Origin of the sequence: uncultured Algibacter sp., from assembly GCF_947490405.1 — a bacterium.
In the GTDB taxonomy this organism is placed as follows: domain Bacteria; phylum Bacteroidota; class Bacteroidia; order Flavobacteriales; family Flavobacteriaceae; genus Algibacter_B.
This window is the reverse complement of record NZ_CANLGU010000006.1, coordinates 82,331-101,838: the sequence shown is the minus strand read 5'-3', so window position 1 is coordinate 101,838 and position 19,508 is coordinate 82,331. Positions and strand designations below refer to the sequence as shown.

Below are 19,508 nucleotides of genomic sequence, written 5' to 3'. Positions count from 1 at the left end.
ACAAAATGATTCTAAAAAATCTCTAAACTCCCTTTTCCTTCTCTTAGTACCAAAGGTGTGTCTTCAGAGAGGTCTATTACTGTAGATGCTTCATTATCGCCGTAACCGCCATCGATAACTAAATCGACTAAATCTGCCCATTTTTCTAAAATAAGTTCGGGGTCTGTGGTGTATTCTAAAACTTCATCTTCATCGCGTATTGAGGTTGAAATAATGGGGTTGCCTAATTGTTTTACAATATCTAAAGCGATATTGTTATCTGGCACCCTTATCCCCACAGTTTTCTTTTTCTTAAAAGGGTTTGGTAACGATTTTGATCCTGGAAGAATAAAGGTATATGGCCCAGGAAGTGCACGTTTTAAAATTTTAAATACTGATGTATCTATTTGCTTTACATAATCGCTAAGATTACTTAAATCGTGACAAATAAATGAGAAGTTAGCCTTTTCTAACTTTACACCCTTTATACGAGCAACACGCTCTAGAGCTTTTATATTAGTAATATCGCAACCTAAACCATATACGGTATCTGTTGGATAAATAATTAACCCGCCTTTTTTTAAAACCTCAACAACCTTACTTATTTCTCTGGGGTTAGGATTCTCTTCATAAATTTTTAAAAAACTAGCCATATTAATTTATTCCATCTCAAGGTTATAAAGTAAATATATCTTTAATTTATGAGATTCTTAAAGTTTGCACTTCAAAATTTAACTCTAGTAAAAAAAGCTTTTATAAATATTTGGCTAAGTATAGTGTTTTGTATGTAATATAAGAGAACACACCACTTTTAAGTTAAGAGGCTATACTGCGGCAGAAAAGTAATTATTGCCTTCGCCCTCCTCCAGCACCGCCTTGCATACCTTGACCTCCCCCTCTTTGTCTATTACCTGTATTATTACCTCGCATTTGATTATTAGCTCTACCTGGGTTTAACTCAGCTTTGATTTCTTTTTGATAGTTCTTCCATCGTCTTAATTGATTTTCATCCAATAACATTGTTAAACTTTCATTAAGCTTTGTCTCTTCTTGCATTACAGACAACCTTACGGGTTGTAACTTCTCCCTAACAGAACCACGAATAGCCTTCATTTTACTTCTGTCACCGCTAACTTGCAAGGTCTTCATAACATCATTCATATACACATTAAGCGTATCAAAATTTTCTTTATTTAATAATGCAATTTCATTGATAGCAGTATTGTATTTTGAAATTTCTGAACCTACACCAGCAATTAGAGCTTTATTTTTTTTCTTTATTTTTATTTTATTGATGGCCTGATCAATATCGTAATTAAACACCCCAGCCATTTTTGAAGCATTGAATTTTGGTCTTTCTTGACGTTGCTGCTGTTGGCCTCCACCACGATTTTGTGCGCCCATTGCTCCGCCTCCTTGACCACCACCACGTTGCGCATAAGTTAAACTGAAACTAAAAACGGAAAGTATTAAAAGAATGTTTTTCATAAAATCTAATGGTTTATTAATGATTTAGATGCCATCTTTTAAAAAAACACTCGCTACATATATTAAATTTTGTACCTCAAAGCTATGGTAGCATAGTAAATTAAAGCATTAACCTATAATTTCAAGTTTAGCAAATCGTAATAATAATTTCTTTACGCCACCATGTTGAAAATTAATTTCAGCTTTTATATCTGCACCAGCACCTTCAATTTTCATAACTTCTCCTGTTCCAAAACGAATATGTTTAACAATGTTGCCAATAGCCAATTTACTATCAAACAAATTGGTATTACTAGTACTACTCCCATTTGTTTTAGAGACAGGTTTTAAATTTTTAGGTGTGGTTACTTGAAATTTCTCAGGTTCTTTTTTTGCTGTTTTTCCCTTTTTAAATACGGGCCTTTTTGCTGGTTTATATCTAATTTTATTAGGTTCAACATCACCAAAAATATCAGCCGATAGCATTGGGTTAAAGCGACGCTCTTCAATTGGTGTTATAATATCTAAATATTGTTCATCAATTTCTTCAATAAATCGGCTTGGTTCAGAATCTATCAATTTACCCCAGCGATATCTGGACAGTGCATACGTTAAGTAGGCTTGTTTTTCGGCTCTTGTTAAGGCCACATAAAATAATCGGCGCTCCTCCTCTAGTTCACTTCGTGTATTCATACTCATAGCACTAGGAAATAAATCTTCTTCTAATCCTACAACAAACACATTAGGAAACTCCAACCCTTTTGCTAAATGTATGGTCATTAAGGTAACATGATTTGGGTCTCCTTTATCGGCATCTAAATCTGTATCTAGCGCAGCTTCCTCTAAAAATTCTGCTAAAGACCCAGTAGTATTAGCGATTTCTTTTTGGTTTTCAACAAAATCTTTAATACCATTTAAAAGCTCTTCAACATTTTCCATTCGGGTAACACCCTCGGGCGTACCATCTTTATTAAATTCCCTTATTAAACCACTGGTTCTAGCAACATACTCGGATAACTCAAAAGCATCAGCAGTCTGATTCATAACTTGAAAACTCTCAATAAGCGTTACAAAATTTTGAAGTTTTATTTTTGTGCCTGAGTTAACTTTAACATCGGTTTTATCAATGTTTTTCATCACCTCAAAAATGGTTTTCTTATAGCCATTTGCAGCCACTATAAGCTTATCCATAGTGGTTTGTCCGATACCTCGAGGCGGAAAGTTAATTACTCTTTTTAGAGCTTCTTCATCTGCTGTATTAATAATTAAGCGTAGGTAAGACAACACATCTTTAATCTCTTTACGTTGGTAGAAAGACAAACCGCCATAAATTCTATACGGTATATCTTTATCTCTCAAAGCCTGTTCCATAGCTCTTGACTGAGAGTTTGTTCGGTATAAAATGGCAAAATCACTATTCTGAAGCTGATTATTCATTTTATTTTCAAAAATAGTACTGGCAACAAAACGCCCCTCATCGCCATCAGTTAAAGAACGATTGACTTTTATTTTTTCCCCCTCGTCATTTGCTGTCCAAACAATTTTATCAAGTTTCGTTTGGTTTTTATCTATAATAGAATTCGCTGCGTTTACTATATTTTTAGTAGAACGGTAGTTTTGCTCTAATCTAAAAACCTTTACATCATCATAATCTTTCTGGAAATTTAAAATATTATTAATATTGGCGCCACGAAAAGCGTATATACTCTGCGCATCATCACCTACTACACAAATATTTTGAAATTTATCTGAGAGCGCTCTAACAATTAAATATTGAGAATGGTTAGTATCCTGGTACTCATCAACTAAAATATACTTAAATCGGTTTTGATATTTTGCTAATACTTCTGGAAATCTCGTAAGTAATTCATTGGTTTTCAATAGCAAATCATCAAAATCCATTGCTCCAGCTTTAAAACAACGCTCTACATATTCTTTGTAAATATCACCCATAAGTGGGCGTCTAGCCATAGCATCAGCCTCCTTAAGTTCAGGATTCTGAAAGTATGCTCTAACCGTTATTAAGCTATTCTTATATGAAGAAATTCTTGACCGCACTTGTTTGTATTTATAAATATCCTTATCAAGTTTCATTTCCTTGATAATGGAAGCAATTAAACGATCAGAATCTTGTGTATCATAAATTGTAAAATTGCTAGGATATCCTAATCTATCTGCTTCGATACGCAAGATTTTGGCGAACACCGAGTGAAACGTTCCCATCCATAAATTCTTAGCTTCACTAGCTCCAACAATAGTTGCAATACGCTCTTTCATTTCGCGTGCAGCCTTATTGGTAAATGTAAGCGATAGAATATTAAACGGATCGATACCCTTACTCATCATATAAGCAATTCTATAAGTAAGAACACGTGTTTTTCCAGAACCCGCGCCCGCAATAACAATCATAGGTCCTTCTATCTGCACCGTAGGCTCTAACTGCGCATCATTTAATTGGCTTAAATACTTTTCCAAATCATCTTCAATTTAATCACGTGAAAATAACTAATGTTAGGCGTTTTTTACTTCAGAATTATCAATAATTATAAACAATTCAATCTTATATTAGTCTTTAACAAAATTTGAATATCTTTAAGCTTCAAAAAAATAATTTTTTAATGAAAAACCTTTTTTTTCTGTTTCTTTTTCTATGTGTTACAGCTTCTACGCTTGCACAGAATCAACTAGAAAAAACATACATAGATATTGAACAGAAAGTTATTGAATGGCGGCGCGATTTTCATCAAAACCCAGAGCTGTCTAACAGAGAATTTAAGACATCAGAAAAGATCGCGAAACATCTTAAATCTCTAGGTTTAGAAGTACAAACAAAGGTTGCTCATACAGGCGTTGTTGCTATTTTAAAAGGAAAATCAGAAGGAAAAACCATAGCGTTAAGAGCAGATATCGACGCACTTCCAGTTACTGAGCGTAATAGTTTATCATTTAAATCGACTGTAGAAACCGCATTTTTAGACAAAAAAACTGGGGTTTCTCATGCCTGCGGACACGATGCTCATACCGCTATTTTAATGGGTGTTGCAGAAATACTAACTAAACATAAAGATCAAATAAATGGTACTGTGAAATTTATTTTTCAACCTGCAGAAGAGGGTCCTCCTCCCAATGAAAAAGGTGGTGCTAAACTTATGATTAAAGAAGGTGTTTTAGAAAACCCAAAGGTTGATGCTATTTTTGGATTGCACATTCGTTCTGGTGTTGATGTAGGCCAAATTCATTACAAACCTGGTGGTGCTATGGCAGCTGTTGAACGTTTTACAATTAATGTAAAAGGAAAACAAACCCATGGTTCTGAACCTTGGTTGGGCGTAGATCCAATTCTTATTTCTGCAAAAATTATTGATGGACTTCAAACAATTATAAGTAGAGAATCTGAACTCATTAACGAAGCTGCTGTAATTAGCGTTGGAAAAATAACAAGTGGTGTACGCTTTAATATTATTCCTGAAAGTGCAGAACTTATTGGCACAGTTAGAACACTAGATCCTGAAATGAAACGGCATATTATGACACGTATGGAGGCTATGACAGAGACTATAGCCAAAGCTTATGGTGGTGAAGCAAGCATCGTATTTGAAAATTTTACTGCTGTTACCTATAACAATCACAGTTTGGTTTCAAAGATGTTACCCTCTTTAAAAACAGCTGCTGGAGAAGAGAATGTTATTCAAATCAAAGCTGAAACCATCGGTGAAGACTTTTCATATTACCAAGAAAAAATACCTGGTTTTTATTTTTACCTAGGCGGAAAACCTAAAAACGTTGAAAAAGCGCCATTACATCACACTCCAGATTTTATGATTAACGAAGATGGACTGCTTTTAGGCGTTAAAGCATTAACTCAAATAACTTTTGATTTTTTAAACAATTAACATGGATTCAATACTAGATTTTTTATCAAATATAGCATGGTGGGGCTGGATTCTTATTTTCCTTATCTTAGTTGCTATTCGCGATATTTTTTTTCAAAAAAAGCATACTATAAGTCATAACTACCCCATTGTTGGTCATTTACGATATTGGCTAGAAAGCATCGGTCCAGAAATGCGCCAATATTTTGTAGCTAATAACCGTGAAGAATTGCCTTTTAACAGAATTGAACGTGGCTGGATTTATGCTTCAGCAAAAAAAGAGAATAATTACGAAGGTTTTGGCACCGATAGAAATATATATGAGCATCAGCACATTTTTATAAATAATGCTATGATGCCTTATAAACTACCTGAAAACCACCCCAATAAAATGGATAAAACATTTTTACCATGTGCTAAAGTTATGGGTGCATTTAACAAGCGTAAAAGACCATTTAGACCTGCATCTATAATTAACATTTCGGCTATGAGTTATGGTTCTTTATCAGCAAAAGCAGTTGACTCTCTTAATAAAGGTGTTAAAATTGCTGGTGCCTACCACAATACAGGTGAAGGAGGGCTATCTCCTTATCACAGTAATGGTGGTGACGTAGTCTTTCATTTTGGTACAGGTTATTTTGGTGTTCGCGCTAAAGATGGTGGTTTTTCAATGGAAAAAATGAAGAAACTAGTTGAAGACAATCCTTTTATTCGAGCTATTGAAATAAAATTGTCTCAAGGCGCTAAACCAGGTAAAGGTGGGGTATTACCTGGAGCTAAAATAACTAAGGAGATTGCTGAAATTAGAGGTGTAGAAATTGGTAAAGATGTATTATCACCTCCCAATCACAAAGCCTTTTCTAATGTTCCTGAAATGATGGATTTTATTGAAGAAATCGCTGAAATTACTGGCTTACCTGTGGGTATTAAAGCTGCAATTGGAAAATTAGACCAATGGGAAGAGCTCGCAGAAATTATGAAGAAAACTGGTAAAGGTCCAGATTTTATTGCTGTTGATGGTGGTGAAGGTGGTACTGGAGCTGCACCGCCTAGTTTTGCAGACCATGTCTCCCTACCTTGGGTTTATGGGTTTAGTGATGTTTATAAACTATTTAAAAGCAAAGGTTTAACTGAGCGTATTGTATTTGTTGCTAGTGGTAAATTAGGCTTTCCCGCTAAAGCAGCTATGGCATTCGCTATGGGTGCAGATTGTATTAATGTAGCTCGTGAAGCTATGATGAGTATTGGCTGCATTCAAGCACAAATATGTCATACCAATCGCTGTCCTACAGGTATAGCAACTCAAAGTAAATGGCTTCAAAATGGTATTAATGTTCCTCTAAAATCTGAGCGTTTAGCGCAATATTTTAAAACCTTTAGAAAGGAATTTATTGAGATTACTCATGCTGCTGGTCATGAACACCCTTGCCAATTTACCATGAAAGATGTTGAAATGAATGTTGGCGACCATAACCTCTCTAAAGAATTAGATGGTACTTATATGTACACAAAGACACCTGTACCATTTAAAGGCATGCAAGATTTGAAAGATTGTTTATATTTGGGAGGTCATCCAAATTAAATTAAACACAGTTAAACTATGGACGTTAGTCGAATTATTGATCTTTTCTTTTACATAATTCCCTCAGTAATTACAGGTGTAATTGCTTATTACTTTTTTAGAGAACACACAAAAAATGAAGATGGCAGACGCCGATTTTTATTAAAAAAAGATTTACAAGTAAATGCGATGCCATTACGTTTGCAAGCTTATGAGCGTATGGCTCTTTTTTTAGAACGCATCTCTCCTGCTAAATTATTAATACGAGTAACACCAAACTCCTCAATTAAAGAAGATTACGAAGCATTACTTATACAAAGTATTGAACAAGAATTTGAGCATAATTTATCTCAGCAAATATATATAAGTGATAAATGTTGGAGCATTGTTGCAACAGCAAAAAACGCCACAATTCAGCTTATAAGAAAAGCTAGTATGTTAGAAAAAACAGACACAGCAAATAAATTACGAGAAGTTGTTTTAACCGAAATGATGGAACGCCCCTCTCCTAGTGATGCAGCGCTTTCTTTTATTAAAGAAGAAGTATCTGATTTATGGTAATGGTGGCAATTCATCTCGTAACTCATTAGAACGTGATGCCTCACACTTCTGCTTAGCATAATAGTACCCTTGTTGCCACCAAGACGTCATTAACTTTTTGTTAAACACCAATGAATTTTCAGTAAGCTTTGAAGGTGTATAATACAGGTTAAGTTGAACATCTTTATTTTTAGCTGCCAACTTTCCTATTAAAATATCACTTCGCTCCACCTGATCCAGAAGATGCCCAAATAGATTTATCATCAAAGAAAACGGGTTTTTCCCTAAAACCTTATTATACTGCATACTTTCAGATTCTAGAATAATAGCATCTATCTCTGTAGCGCCTCGTAATATAGCTTCGCGAATGGGAACTACACAACCAAATGCGCCATCAGCATACTCAAATCCGTCTTTTTTTACTAAGGACATAAAGGGAATATAATTACAAGAAATCCAAATCCAATCACAAAACTCATCATAGTTAAAGTCTTTTATCGACTTATATTCTACAATATTTTTGGATAAATTTGAAACTGTAACTACAACATCGTCTTTCGTTTCCCTTATCATTTGAAACTCTTCATAAGTAAAATGCTTTTTCAAATAACGACGAAGTGCTTTACTCTCTCCAAAGGTTCGTTTCATTTTAATAAACTGCCATAGTGAATTCAAAAAATCAATTGACACAAATTCTCTATTACCTTTTTTCCTGACTACAAATGGGTTAACGCTAAAAATGTTATTTTGATTGACATTGGTAAACACCTTATGGATTTTATCAATTTTACCTGCTGCCAAATGTGGAATTAACAAACTTCCTGTAGAGGTCCCTAAAAACATATCATAATCTCGCCCTTCCTCCTTAATAAGATATTCGGCAACACCACCTGCGTAGGCGCCTTTACTTCCTCCTCCTGAAATTACTAGTGCTTTCATGTTTTATTTCTAAAGTAAATATAATAAGAAGTGAAATATTTTTCGCAATGTACTAAAACTAAAACTGTCTTTTTTTATCACAAGTGTTTTATATACCCAATATTAGGTATTTTATAGAAAAATCTGATATATCTTTTATCTTGATGATGCTGCATTAAAAAGAATAATTATTTTAGTATCAGCTATTAACAACCAAATTCTTTTACATGAGAAAGCACTACTTTCTTACAGGTTTCTCTTTTTTTGTAATCACGATATCTTTATTTTCCCTAAATAAAGTTGAATCAGAAAAAGCACCCTATAATACTATACATGAAACTTCAAATATTAAAAAAAACATATTACTTCCTCCAGACGCAAGTATTTCAGGCTCAACTACGGTATGCAGAAATGATGCAAGCCCACAGATAACCTTTACGGGATCGGGAGGTTCTGCTCCATATACGTTTACTTATACATTAAACGGAACAACACAAACTGTAGTTTCAACTGGTAATACAGCATTAGTTAATGTAAATACAAATACTGCTGGTACTTTTGTATATGAATTGGTTTCTGTTAGAGACAGCTCAAATGATACTGAAACTGTAACTGGTACTGCTACAGTAGTTGTTAGTGAACCTACGGTAGATTTTAGTTTTAATAACAACGGAGCTTGTGCTGGCACTGTTGTAAACTTTACCTCAAATGTTTCAGGAAATGGGCCTTATACATATAACTGGACTTTTTCTGATGATGGCAGTACTAGTACTAGTGCAAACCCAAGTCATATTTTTACATCTGTTGGTTGTGGAACAGAAAATGTTAACGTTACACTAACTATTACCGATAATAATGGCTGTAGCAACTCAATCACTAGAGCAGTTTCTGTTTTAGAAAAACCCGATTTAGATTTTATAGATATTGATGCTGCTGCTAACTTTACAGAACCTTTCAATAATTGTGGTAATAACACTTCAGATCCTGCTTATACTATAAATGTTGATAATGGTTCGCCTTCAGCTGCTTGTATAAATTCATATGATATTGATTGGGGAGACGGAAGTTCTGATACTAATGTAAGCTTCCCTATTATGCATACCTACGCGCAACTAGGCTCGTTTAATATGGTGATAACTGGAAACGGAGCCAATTGCGACAGTTCTATTACTTATTTAATCAAAAACTCTAGTAATCCCACTGGTGCCATTGTAAATCCTGGAAATACAGTAAATCTTTGTATTCCTGTAAATGCTATAGAATTTGCCATAGGCTCTTGGGCAACTAACCCTCCAGATACCAATTATCGTGTAGATTTTGGTGATGGAACCGTAGAGACTTATACACAAGCGCAATTGGAAGCATCGCCATATTTCAATGCTAGTGATCCTGTTAATTCTCAAAACTTTCCAATTCCGCATACTTACACAGAATCCAATTGCCCAAATAGCAGTTATACTGTTTTATTAGACATAACAACATCTTGTGGTGCCTCAAACCTAACTGCTGGCCCTATAATTATTTTAAAACAACCCGATGTAGAATTTGAAAACCCACCAATTGGATGCATTAATACCGCAATTCAATTTGATAACACGTCTCAGGAAGGTTATAACCAAAATTGTGACACTAATGCAGGTTATTTTTGGGATTTTGGAGATGGAACTACATCTAACTTAAGAGATCCGTCTCATATTTATACTGCAATAGGAACCTACACTGTTTCATTGTACGCACAAAACTTTTGTGGTACCACAAACACAGTTACAAATACTATTTGTATCGAACCTGAACTGACTCCTAACTTCACTTTAAATACAAATAATGGATGTGCACCATTAGCAATTCAAACTACTAACACAACAGATTTAAGTTTAAGTTGTGGTGGCGAGACTTATTTATGGGAGGTTGCTTATAACTCTGGCTTTTGCGATACCTTGCCAGAACAATGGAGTTTTACAAATGGAACAGATGAAAATTCAGCAGCCCCCTCACTTAGCTTCAATAAAGCAGGAACCTATACTTTAACTTTAACAACTACAAATTCATGTGGAAGCAACAGTACTTTTCAAACTATTGAGGTTAAAAGACCGCCCACAGCAACTATAAATAATATAAATAATTTCTGTGGAACAGCTTCAATTAATCCTATAGCAAATGTTGATACTTGTGCACCTGCTGCTGAAACAATTACGTATTCCTGGAGTTTCCCCGGAGGTAGTCCTGCTACAGCTAACACTTTAAATCCAGGAACAATTACTTATACTACTCCAGGAGATTATCAGGTTTCGTTTAGTGTAACAAATGGTTGTGGAACTACAACCGAAACCGAAGATTTTACGGTTAACCCTATTCCCTCAATTACAAACACAAATCTTACACAAACTATTTGTTCTGGAACTGATACCGATGAAGTTGTTTTAACATCTGATATTACAAACACAACATATAACTGGACTGCTTCTGCTCCTGCTGGTGTAACTGGATTTATTGCCTCTGGAAATACTGATACCATTCCTGTACAAACTATTGTTAACTCTAATACAACCTCTCAAGATGTTACATTTGTTATTACACCATCCTTGAATGGTTGTGATGGTGCTGCGGTCAACTTAATAATCACTGTTGATCCCGCACCAGCATTTACCAGTCAACCCATATCAGAAACAATCTGTTTAAACGGAGCCTTAACACCATTATCTGTATCTGTTAATGGTCCTGGAACACCTTCCTATCAATGGTACAGTAATACCGTCAATTCAAATACTGGTGGCACTTTAATTGTTGGAGAAACGACATCAACTTACACACCTCCAAACACCCCTGTTGGTATTACTTATTATTATTGTGTGACATCATTTACATCGGGTGCTGGTTGTAACGAAATAACATCTGATGTTGCCAGAATTGAAATTGTTGAAAATATTCAAATAGATACAAATCCAACCACTACCCAAAGCATCTGTGTTGGTGGCAATATTTCATCAGCATTATCTGTATCGCATTCAGGAGGAACAGGAACAATAACCTACCAATGGTATAGCAATACAACAAATTCAAATGTAGGTGGTACCCTAATTTCGGGAGCAACAAATTCAAACTACAGTCCTGCTACTTTTAATACTGCAGGCAATTATTATTTTTACGTTGTAATTACTCTTAACGGAAGCGGTTGTAGTGCAGTTACTAGTGAAGTTGCAGAAATTATTGTTGTTGAAGATCCTGTAATAACCACGCAACCATTAATAACGCAAACACTTTGCCAAGGAACCTTACCCCAAGACCTAGAAGTCTCAGTATCTGGAGGTATTGGTAGCGCTTATGAATATCAATGGTATAGCAATACTGTAAATTCCAATACTGGAGGAACTCCTATAACTGGAGCTAATACTGACACATTTACACCACCAACTACTACTGTTGGCACAACTTACTACTATGTGGTGGTCTCTCAAATAGCGGTAGATTGTAGTGTTATAAGCAATACAGCAGAGGTTAATATAAATGCAGCTCCAAATTTCACAAATCAACCTTTATCTAACACATATTGCTTAGGAGATTCAATTAATCAACTTTCAGTATCTTATGCTAATGGTGTTGGTACACCAACGTATCAGTGGTATTCCAACACGGTAAACGATACTACAACGGGTACTCTAATTGCTGGAGCAACAAATTCAACTTACAATCCGCCATCAACAACTGTTGGCACAATGTATTATTACGTTGTTGTTACATTCTCATCAGGAGGATGTACCGAAATCACATCCAGTATTGCTGAAATTATTATCAACCAAACACCAAATATTAGCGATAAAACAGCTATTATTTGTAGCGGAAACGCATTCACTATAACTCCAGATAATTCAGGAGGAGACATCACTCCAACAGGCACAACTTATACCTGGACTAGTCCTACAATTGTACCCGCAGGAACTATTACTGGTGCTATAGATGAAAACACTCCACAAAATAATATTTCGCAAACTTTAACAAACAATACCACAAACCCATCAACAGTTACCTATACTGTTACACCCACATCTGGAATATGTGTTGGCAATACCTTTGAAATAGTTGTTACAGTAAATCCATCTATTAGCATTACTTTAAATCAAACAAATAGTAATTGTTTCTCAGCTAATGCAGGCGCTTTGGATATTGAGGTTTTTGGCGGGGTTCCTTTTTCAAATGGAAATCCTTATCAAATCTCATGGACAGGTCCTAACGGTTTTTCAAGCACAAATGAAGACCTCTCTAACTTAGAACCTGGTGATTATACGGTTACTATTTTAGATGATGGAGGATGTCCGTTTACACAAACATTCACCATTACTGAACCTGATGAGCTTATATTCGCAAATATTAGCTTTGATCCTGAAACGATTTCATGTTTTAATGCTAATGATGGTTCTATAGGTATTGAAATAGCTGGTGGCACATCACCTTATACATATAACTGGACGAGAAACGGAACTCCTTATTCGAATGATGAAGATTTAGATAATCTCAGTCCTGGTGATTATGAAGTGACAGTTACAGATGTGAATAACTGTCCTTCTATAGCTCAAAGTTTTTCAATAATAGAACCACCAGAACTTAGTGTAAGTTTAAACAACAAAGTGGATGTTATTTGTTTTGGTGAAGCTACTGGGGAAATTTATATCGATATTGTTGGTGGTAGACCCACCGAAATATCTCCAGGAGTTTTTGAATATAGCTATGCTTGGACTGGACCCAATGGTTTTACAAGTAGTTCTCAAAATCTTACTGGATTGATAGCTGGCACATACAACGTTACAGTAACCGATAGGTCAAATTGTACAGACACCTTGGACGTAATAATTGACCAATCTGATGAAATTATAATTGATTATTCAGCTACCGAAATTGAATGTTATAACGATAATGATGCCTCTATTACCATTAATAATATTTCTGGAGGTAACGCTCCTTACACCATTACATGGAGTAATTTAGGATCAGGCTTATCGCAAACCAATTTATCTCCTGGAGATTATACCATAACAGTAACTGATGATACGAATTGCCAAAAAACTGTAACTGTTACTATTGAAGAACCTCCAATTTTCACTATAAATCCTGTTGTAGAAAACATTTCTTGTTTTGGAGAAAATGACGGACGTATTATTTTAAATCTAGTTGGTGGTATTGACCCTGTAACACTTGTTTGGGATGATGATGCTTCTGCAGGTGTTGAACGAAACAACATGGGTCCAGGAACATACACCGTAACGATTACCGATGGAAAACCCTGTATCATAACTGAAACTTTTGTAATCACTGAGCCTTTAGCCTTATCACTTTCAGCAAATACAACCGATGCATTGGATTGCAATGACTCCAATAGTGGCGCAATAAACTTGATTGTAACTGGCGGTACGCTTCCGCTAACTTATACTTGGTCTAATGGAGAAACTACAGAAGATTTAAACAATATACCTCCTGGGAATTACACGGTTGAAGTTACTGATGCTAATAATTGTACAATTTCCGAAAGCTGGGTTATTAATAGGTTTGATCCACTTACCATAAATATTGACACTCAAACGGATTTTAATTGTGACACACGATTAGTAAATCAATCGTTTATAGCATTAGTAACTGGTGGTGTACCGCCTTATTCTATTAACTGGTCTAGCGGCACAGTTAGTGGAACAAATGGTGAAATTATGAATACGTCGCAAGATGGCTTGGTTATAATAGATGTATCTGACAGTATAGGATGTACAACTAACTTATCCTACGACGTTAACATCCCTATTTTGGGAGATGCAGATTTCTCTATAACATCTAGCGCGTTTAGCACATTTGGATTTTATTCTATAGAAGACCCTATACAATTTACAAATAACTCTACAGGTGATTACACTAATGTATCTTGGGATTTTGGTGATGGGAATTTTTCTTCAGAAGAAAACCCTACACACACCTATATAAATGAAGGCACTTATACCGTAATCCAAACAGTAACCTATCCATTTGGATGTGTTTACACCAAACAAATAACTATAGTTATTGAAAAAGGATACAGCTTAATTATGCCAAATGCCTTTACACCCAATGGAGACAACCTAAACGATTATTTTACACCAGAGTCTATAGCACTAAATAGCATCACCTTAAATATTTACGATACATGGGGCAGCTTAATTTATTCTGAAGAAGGTGATAGCATAAAAGGCTGGGATGGAAAAATTAATGATGCTGAAGCAGAAAACGGAAACTACTACTTTACACTATCAGCAAAAACATTCTATGGTAGAACCATTACACAAAAAGGTGCATTTGCATCCATAAAATAAGCAGTTAGCAAGATGAAGTTAAAACTATACACCTTTATGATTTTATGCTGCTTATCATTAAAAATGGAAGCACAAGACCCTGTTTTTTCACAATATTTTTTAGTTCCTGAAACACTAAATCCAGGGTTTTCTGGGTTTGAAGATGCTTCCTATTTTGGACTTATACACAGAACACAGTGGCCCAGTTTGGATTTAAGAGTAGATACCGAGTACGTATTTTTTAATTCTTGGATTGAAAATGTTGGCGGCATTGGTTTTAGCATCGTAAATCAGCATGAAAATAATACGAATTATAACCATTTACAAGGCAATATAAACTTTGCTTACCATGTTGAATTATCCAATGATTGGTTTTTTAGACCCGCTATTGAAGTTGGTTTTGGCGCAAAGTCTTTTAATTTTGATAATCTTGTTTTAGCAGATCAAATAAATATCAATTCTGGCACTATAAACGCAACTTCTTCGGATCCTTTGGCTATGAACGCTAATAGAAAAATAAACTTTGTAGATTTTACAGCTGGTTTTGTTTTCGATAGAAAAAACCCGCGTAATGACTCTGATTTGTGGTTAGGCGCTGCTGTTAGACATTTAAATAAACCTAACATTTCTTTCGTTGAAAATGGTAATGTGCCACTAGATATTTTCTATTCGCTACACGCGAGTTATAAATTCCCCTATTTAAATAGAAATGATATGCAACTTTCTGCTAACTATATGCAACAAGGAGAATACAATAGATTAGATTTAGGTGCAATGGTGAAAATAGACAAACTGATGCTTGGAGCAATGGCTGTAACAAATCCTGCTAAAAACAATTCCAATAGTCATTTACTAACCTCGATTAATGCTTTTGTTGGCTTAGAGTTTGAACAATTACGATTTGGGTTTTCGTATGATGTAAACACAACTAATATTGGAAGAACTGATGGTGTTTATGAATTATCAATTACCTATTTGTCGCGTTGTTTAATCTGTCAAAACCCAGCCAATACAGAGCGAAGAAAATAGCGTTATTGTGAGGAGTTCCGATAATTATCGGATAACGTAACAATCTATTTATTTGTTTTCTTTTTCCAACAAAGTTTTTGCAAACTTTTTGAAGCGCCAATTATGATGTGTTGTAGCTTGCTTTAAGTTTTCTTTACACGCTTCTTCACATGCTTGAATTTGGTCCAGATAAAAGAATGCATTCTGACGAAGCTCAAACCCATACTTCGGGCTGGTATAACTTGTAAGTTCATTTAGAAAAACCTGTTTGTTTTCAGATTCATAATCTTCTGTGATCAAAGCTAGGGTTAACCAAAGTAATCGTACATTTTTATCGTTAAACCCTTGAATATCTTTTGTTTTATTAAAATATTTTTCTCGCTCAAGCGGAAAGTTTTTCCATAAGTTAAATAATGCGGTTTCGATGGTTAAGTATGATGCATCATTTAAAAGGGATTCGTAATTTGATTTTAATTCTGTGGGGATTTCTGTTAATGATTGAGCGACAGCTTGCCTAACCATTATATCACTGTTGGCAAATATATCTTTTGGCAAATCTCCCTTTAGCCTTCTAATGACTTCTGACTTTAAATACGTATTATCTGTAGATTTTATAAACTCAAAACAAGCCGCTTTTGAAACACTACAGTCCAATTGCAAAAACCCTTTATATGATGTTGAAGTGAGATAGAAAAAACCCTCCATATCTTCATAATTCAAACTTGGAGACTCTATCCACTTATTAACAAAATCATTCAAATCCACTCCACTAGTCTTTTCAACTTCACTTATAAAATCTTTAGTTTCAACATTTTCAAACTTATGATTTTTTAAATACTGCTTCACGCCTTTTTTAAAAGCTTCATCACCCACTTCTTCTCGTAATAGATGTAAAACCCAAGCCCCTTTCTTATAAAATGTAGTACTGCTAGATTTTGGATTAAGCAATGATGTACTTCCTCCTGCTTTATCTTGTTCTAACAATTCTTGAGCATATTCGTATAATCGCCAATAGTAATAATCTTCTCCAAAAATATCGCGTTCAGCTAATAATGCATAATAGGTTGCAAAACCTTCTTGCAGCCAGTGATGTGTTCCTGAAGTTTCTGTAACCAAATCTCCAAACCATTGATGTGCTAATTCATGTGCATTGACGTTTACATAATTCTTATCAACAAACGCAATAGAATCAATTACAAAACTATCAGCAAAAATAGTAGCACTTGTATTTTCCATTCCTGCGTACAAAAAATCTTTAACTGGCACTTGCTTATAGTTTTGCCAAGGATACGGCACACCTATTTCCTCTTCAAGAAAATCAAAGATCTGTTTGGTATAGCGATAAGTAGGCTCAAATTTTGAATGATCTTTAGGGTAATAATACATTTCCAAAGGAATACCACTCTTAGAATGCTTTACTGTTTTTTTGTATTTCCCGATTACTAAGGCCACCAAATAACTAGACATGGGATTTTGCATATCAAATTGCCATAAATTATAAGTTGGAGTTTCTCGTTTAGAAACCATCTTTCCATTGGATATAACCTGATAGCCTTTAGGTGCAACTACAGATAAATCGAACTCTATTTTATCATTCATATCATCAATAGATGGCAACCAATTACTAGTATATTTCCCTTGCCCTTGCGTCCAAATTTGTTTATTACCATCTTCATAATCCCAATCAATAAAATACATGGCCTTTTTTGGTGATGCAAAAAATAGAAAATTAAGGGTGTAAGTTTTATTAGATTCAAATGTGTTATAAACAATCAGTTTTTTTCCATCATTCTTAAAGTTCACAGCAGCTTTATCTAATGATACGTTTAAAAACTTCATATCTATAGCATCTAGATAAATGGAATCCGTTTGTTTTAGTATATCAAACTTTACTTCGTAAGAATTAAAAACCGTACTATCTACTTTCATTTGATTAAAAAGCAGTACAGATTCTACTTTTTTGAAGTCGACGTATTCCGTTTGTTGCGCTATTAGAATATTAACGCAAAAAAATAAAACAAAAGAAATTCGATTCATGATTTTAAAGGTATCAAAGATTAATCCAAAATCATAAAAAATCAATCTAAAAACTATGAAACTCTATTAAGTTGGCTTCATAATACTGTGTTCCGAGTTTTGTCAATAAATCTCTAATCACATTACTATCGCCATCAATAGCTAATGCAGAATAACCAACATTATTTAGTTTACCAAGTCGTAAGTCTTTGATATTGATGTTTTTTGAAGCTAAGGCTGATAATAAAATTAATAAAACTCCGGGAGCATTATGATGCTTTGTTAAAATAACTTTATCACTTAAAGCCAAATTTAATTTAACACCATCCATCTCTAACAAATACACACCTTCCCCATAATAATTGGGCATTGCCGCATCTTCTTGATACGTTAAATTTGTAAAAAGACCAGCATCTGTTCCGTTAATAAAATCGATAGCACTTTGCACTTTTCCATTTTTATTATCAATAGATAAAAATGCAACCGCAGTACCATCGTTGTTAGATTTTAAACGTGCCGTTTCAACATTAATACCTTCAGAAGCTAAAGTATTAAACAAAGAAGAAATTACACCGGGCTTATCCAAATGTTCAGAAAACAAGCCGTTTACAATCGTTTGTGTATTTTTAGGCACCTCATTAGTTACTGTTATAGACTTACCCCATTTACGAATTCTAATAGCATTGTAATCGCCCATACTTGTCGCACTTCTGTATAGATCTACAAACTCAGAAAAAGAACCACCAAAAGAAAAATCTGGTATAATCCGTTTTTGATGGTCATCTAACCTTTGGTTAAGCAACTCAATACCTTTATTCAAGATGGTATATTTAACTTTTAAATCATGGTCATCATAAATCGTACGATTCTCTGGGATAAGCTTTGAATAACTAACGTAACTTTCATAACCAGCCTTTTGAATATACTCTAAACTTTCTTTATAGTTGAGTCCATAATAGCGCACATGATGCGTGTCTGTACCAACACATACAGGTATTTGTAACTCGTTGGCAAACCTTAAGATATTTTGAGTTGGATATACCCCAACTCCTTTAAACTCTCCTGCCATATTCACATCCAGCGACAGATTCCTATCTGCAATAAGCTCTAAAAGCGTTCTAAATTTATTAGCGAGCGGATGCGCACTGGTTTCAAAATTCACCAAGGCATCAGGCATATCTACATTTAACTTTGGCAAGTCAATATGTCCAATAATTTGAATCATATCCCCAAAACTCTCAATCATTTGCGTCATTTCATCAAAATAACCACCCCAATATGCTTCAAGGCTTCCTCTGAGTTTTAATAGTTCTTCAGCTTCTTCTTTTGAACCATCATAAGGTAATCCTTCAGGTGCAAAATGTACAGAACCTATAACATAATCGGCATCTTCAGCTTGAAATATTTTAGAACGACTCCATTGCAAACCAATATCTGGCCCCATCCATTCTAACTCAACACCATATTTAATATTTATTTTCCCCTCATATTGCTTACGAAGATTTGCAATACGCTTTGGATAATTTAGGTAAGATTTATTTCCACGAATAAATTTCACATTGGTCTCTCTTTCTGCAATATAACGGAAATTAGTAAGACGTGGAGAATGTATAATAAACGTAATACTTGGGTTACCAGCCTCAACAGCCTTATCAACTATATCCTCTAATTTATCAATACCATGTTTTACATGATCTTGTTCTGTACCTGCATGAATACCATGCGTTTCCCAAATAAATTCGTTGAGTTTTCTCATCAATCCGTTTGCGTTAAATTATCCTTTAAGAATACCAAATTTAAGGATTGAAATAGAACTATTTGACAAAAAGTTAGGGTTTTAAA

The 19,508-nt window shown here is 34.7% G+C and carries 11 protein-coding genes; 5 read left to right on the top strand and 6 right to left on the bottom strand.

Annotation, left to right across the window (positions count from 1 at the left end; genetic code table 11):
* Window positions 1-11: 11 nt before the first annotated feature.
* The 3 genes from Q0772_RS13155 to Q0772_RS13145 all read right to left on the bottom strand — a co-directional run bounded on the left by Q0772_RS13155 (window position 12) and on the right by Q0772_RS13145 (window position 3,921).
* On the bottom strand, window positions 12-632 hold the full coding sequence (locus Q0772_RS13155) for an L-threonylcarbamoyladenylate synthase (RefSeq protein WP_298345683.1): 621 nt from the start codon (window positions 630-632) through the stop codon (window positions 12-14).
* A 193-nt stretch (window positions 633-825) separates the two neighbouring features.
* Complete coding sequence (locus Q0772_RS13150) at window positions 826-1,467, bottom strand: hypothetical protein (RefSeq protein ID WP_298345679.1); 642 nt, start codon at window positions 1,465-1,467, stop codon at window positions 826-828.
* A 108-nt stretch (window positions 1,468-1,575) separates the two neighbouring features.
* A complete protein-coding gene (locus Q0772_RS13145; protein ID WP_298345676.1) occupies window positions 1,576-3,921 on the bottom strand; it encodes a UvrD-helicase domain-containing protein in 2,346 nt (781 codons plus the stop codon).
* A gap of 143 nt (window positions 3,922-4,064) precedes the next feature.
* Here Q0772_RS13145 and Q0772_RS13140 point away from each other — a divergent pair, with 143 nt between their 5' ends.
* Genes Q0772_RS13140 through Q0772_RS13130 form a run of 3 tightly spaced genes read left to right on the top strand, consistent with a single transcriptional unit; the run spans window position 4,065 to window position 7,440 of the window.
* Window positions 4,065-5,339 carry an amidohydrolase gene (locus Q0772_RS13140; RefSeq protein ID WP_298345673.1) on the top strand — a complete coding sequence of 425 codons (1,275 nt, stop codon included), beginning with the start codon at window positions 4,065-4,067 and terminating at the stop codon, window positions 5,337-5,339.
* A gap of 1 nt (window position 5,340) precedes the next feature.
* Complete coding sequence (locus Q0772_RS13135; RefSeq protein WP_298345669.1) at window positions 5,341-6,900, top strand: FMN-binding glutamate synthase family protein; 1,560 nt, start codon at window positions 5,341-5,343, stop codon at window positions 6,898-6,900.
* 18 nt (window positions 6,901-6,918) lie between these two features.
* A complete protein-coding gene (locus Q0772_RS13130) occupies window positions 6,919-7,440 on the top strand; it encodes a hypothetical protein (protein ID WP_298345666.1) in 522 nt (173 codons plus the stop codon).
* Here the strand turns inward: Q0772_RS13130 and Q0772_RS13125 are convergent.
* Complete coding sequence (locus Q0772_RS13125; protein WP_298345663.1) at window positions 7,432-8,358, bottom strand: patatin-like phospholipase family protein; 927 nt, start codon at window positions 8,356-8,358, stop codon at window positions 7,432-7,434. The two genes, Q0772_RS13130 and Q0772_RS13125, sit on opposite strands and share 9 nt — an antisense overlap.
* Before the next feature lie 206 nt (window positions 8,359-8,564).
* Here Q0772_RS13125 and Q0772_RS13120 point away from each other — a divergent pair, with 206 nt between their 5' ends.
* Window positions 8,565-14,663: a PKD domain-containing protein gene (locus Q0772_RS13120; protein WP_298345660.1), complete on the top strand. Its 6,099-nt coding sequence runs from the start codon at window positions 8,565-8,567 to the stop codon at window positions 14,661-14,663.
* A gap of 12 nt (window positions 14,664-14,675) precedes the next feature.
* Window positions 14,676-15,671, top strand: a complete 996-nt coding sequence (locus tag Q0772_RS13115) for a PorP/SprF family type IX secretion system membrane protein (protein WP_298345657.1) — start codon at window positions 14,676-14,678, stop codon at window positions 15,669-15,671.
* A gap of 48 nt (window positions 15,672-15,719) precedes the next feature.
* Here the strand turns inward: Q0772_RS13115 and Q0772_RS13110 are convergent, their stop codons facing one another.
* Window positions 15,720-17,687, bottom strand: coding sequence for a M1 family metallopeptidase (locus Q0772_RS13110; RefSeq protein ID WP_298345654.1), 1,968 nt, complete (start codon window positions 17,685-17,687; stop codon window positions 15,720-15,722).
* A gap of 46 nt (window positions 17,688-17,733) precedes the next feature.
* A complete protein-coding gene (locus Q0772_RS13105; protein WP_298345651.1) occupies window positions 17,734-19,422 on the bottom strand; it encodes a histidinol-phosphatase HisJ family protein in 1,689 nt (562 codons plus the stop codon).
* Window positions 19,423-19,508 lie beyond the last annotated feature (86 nt).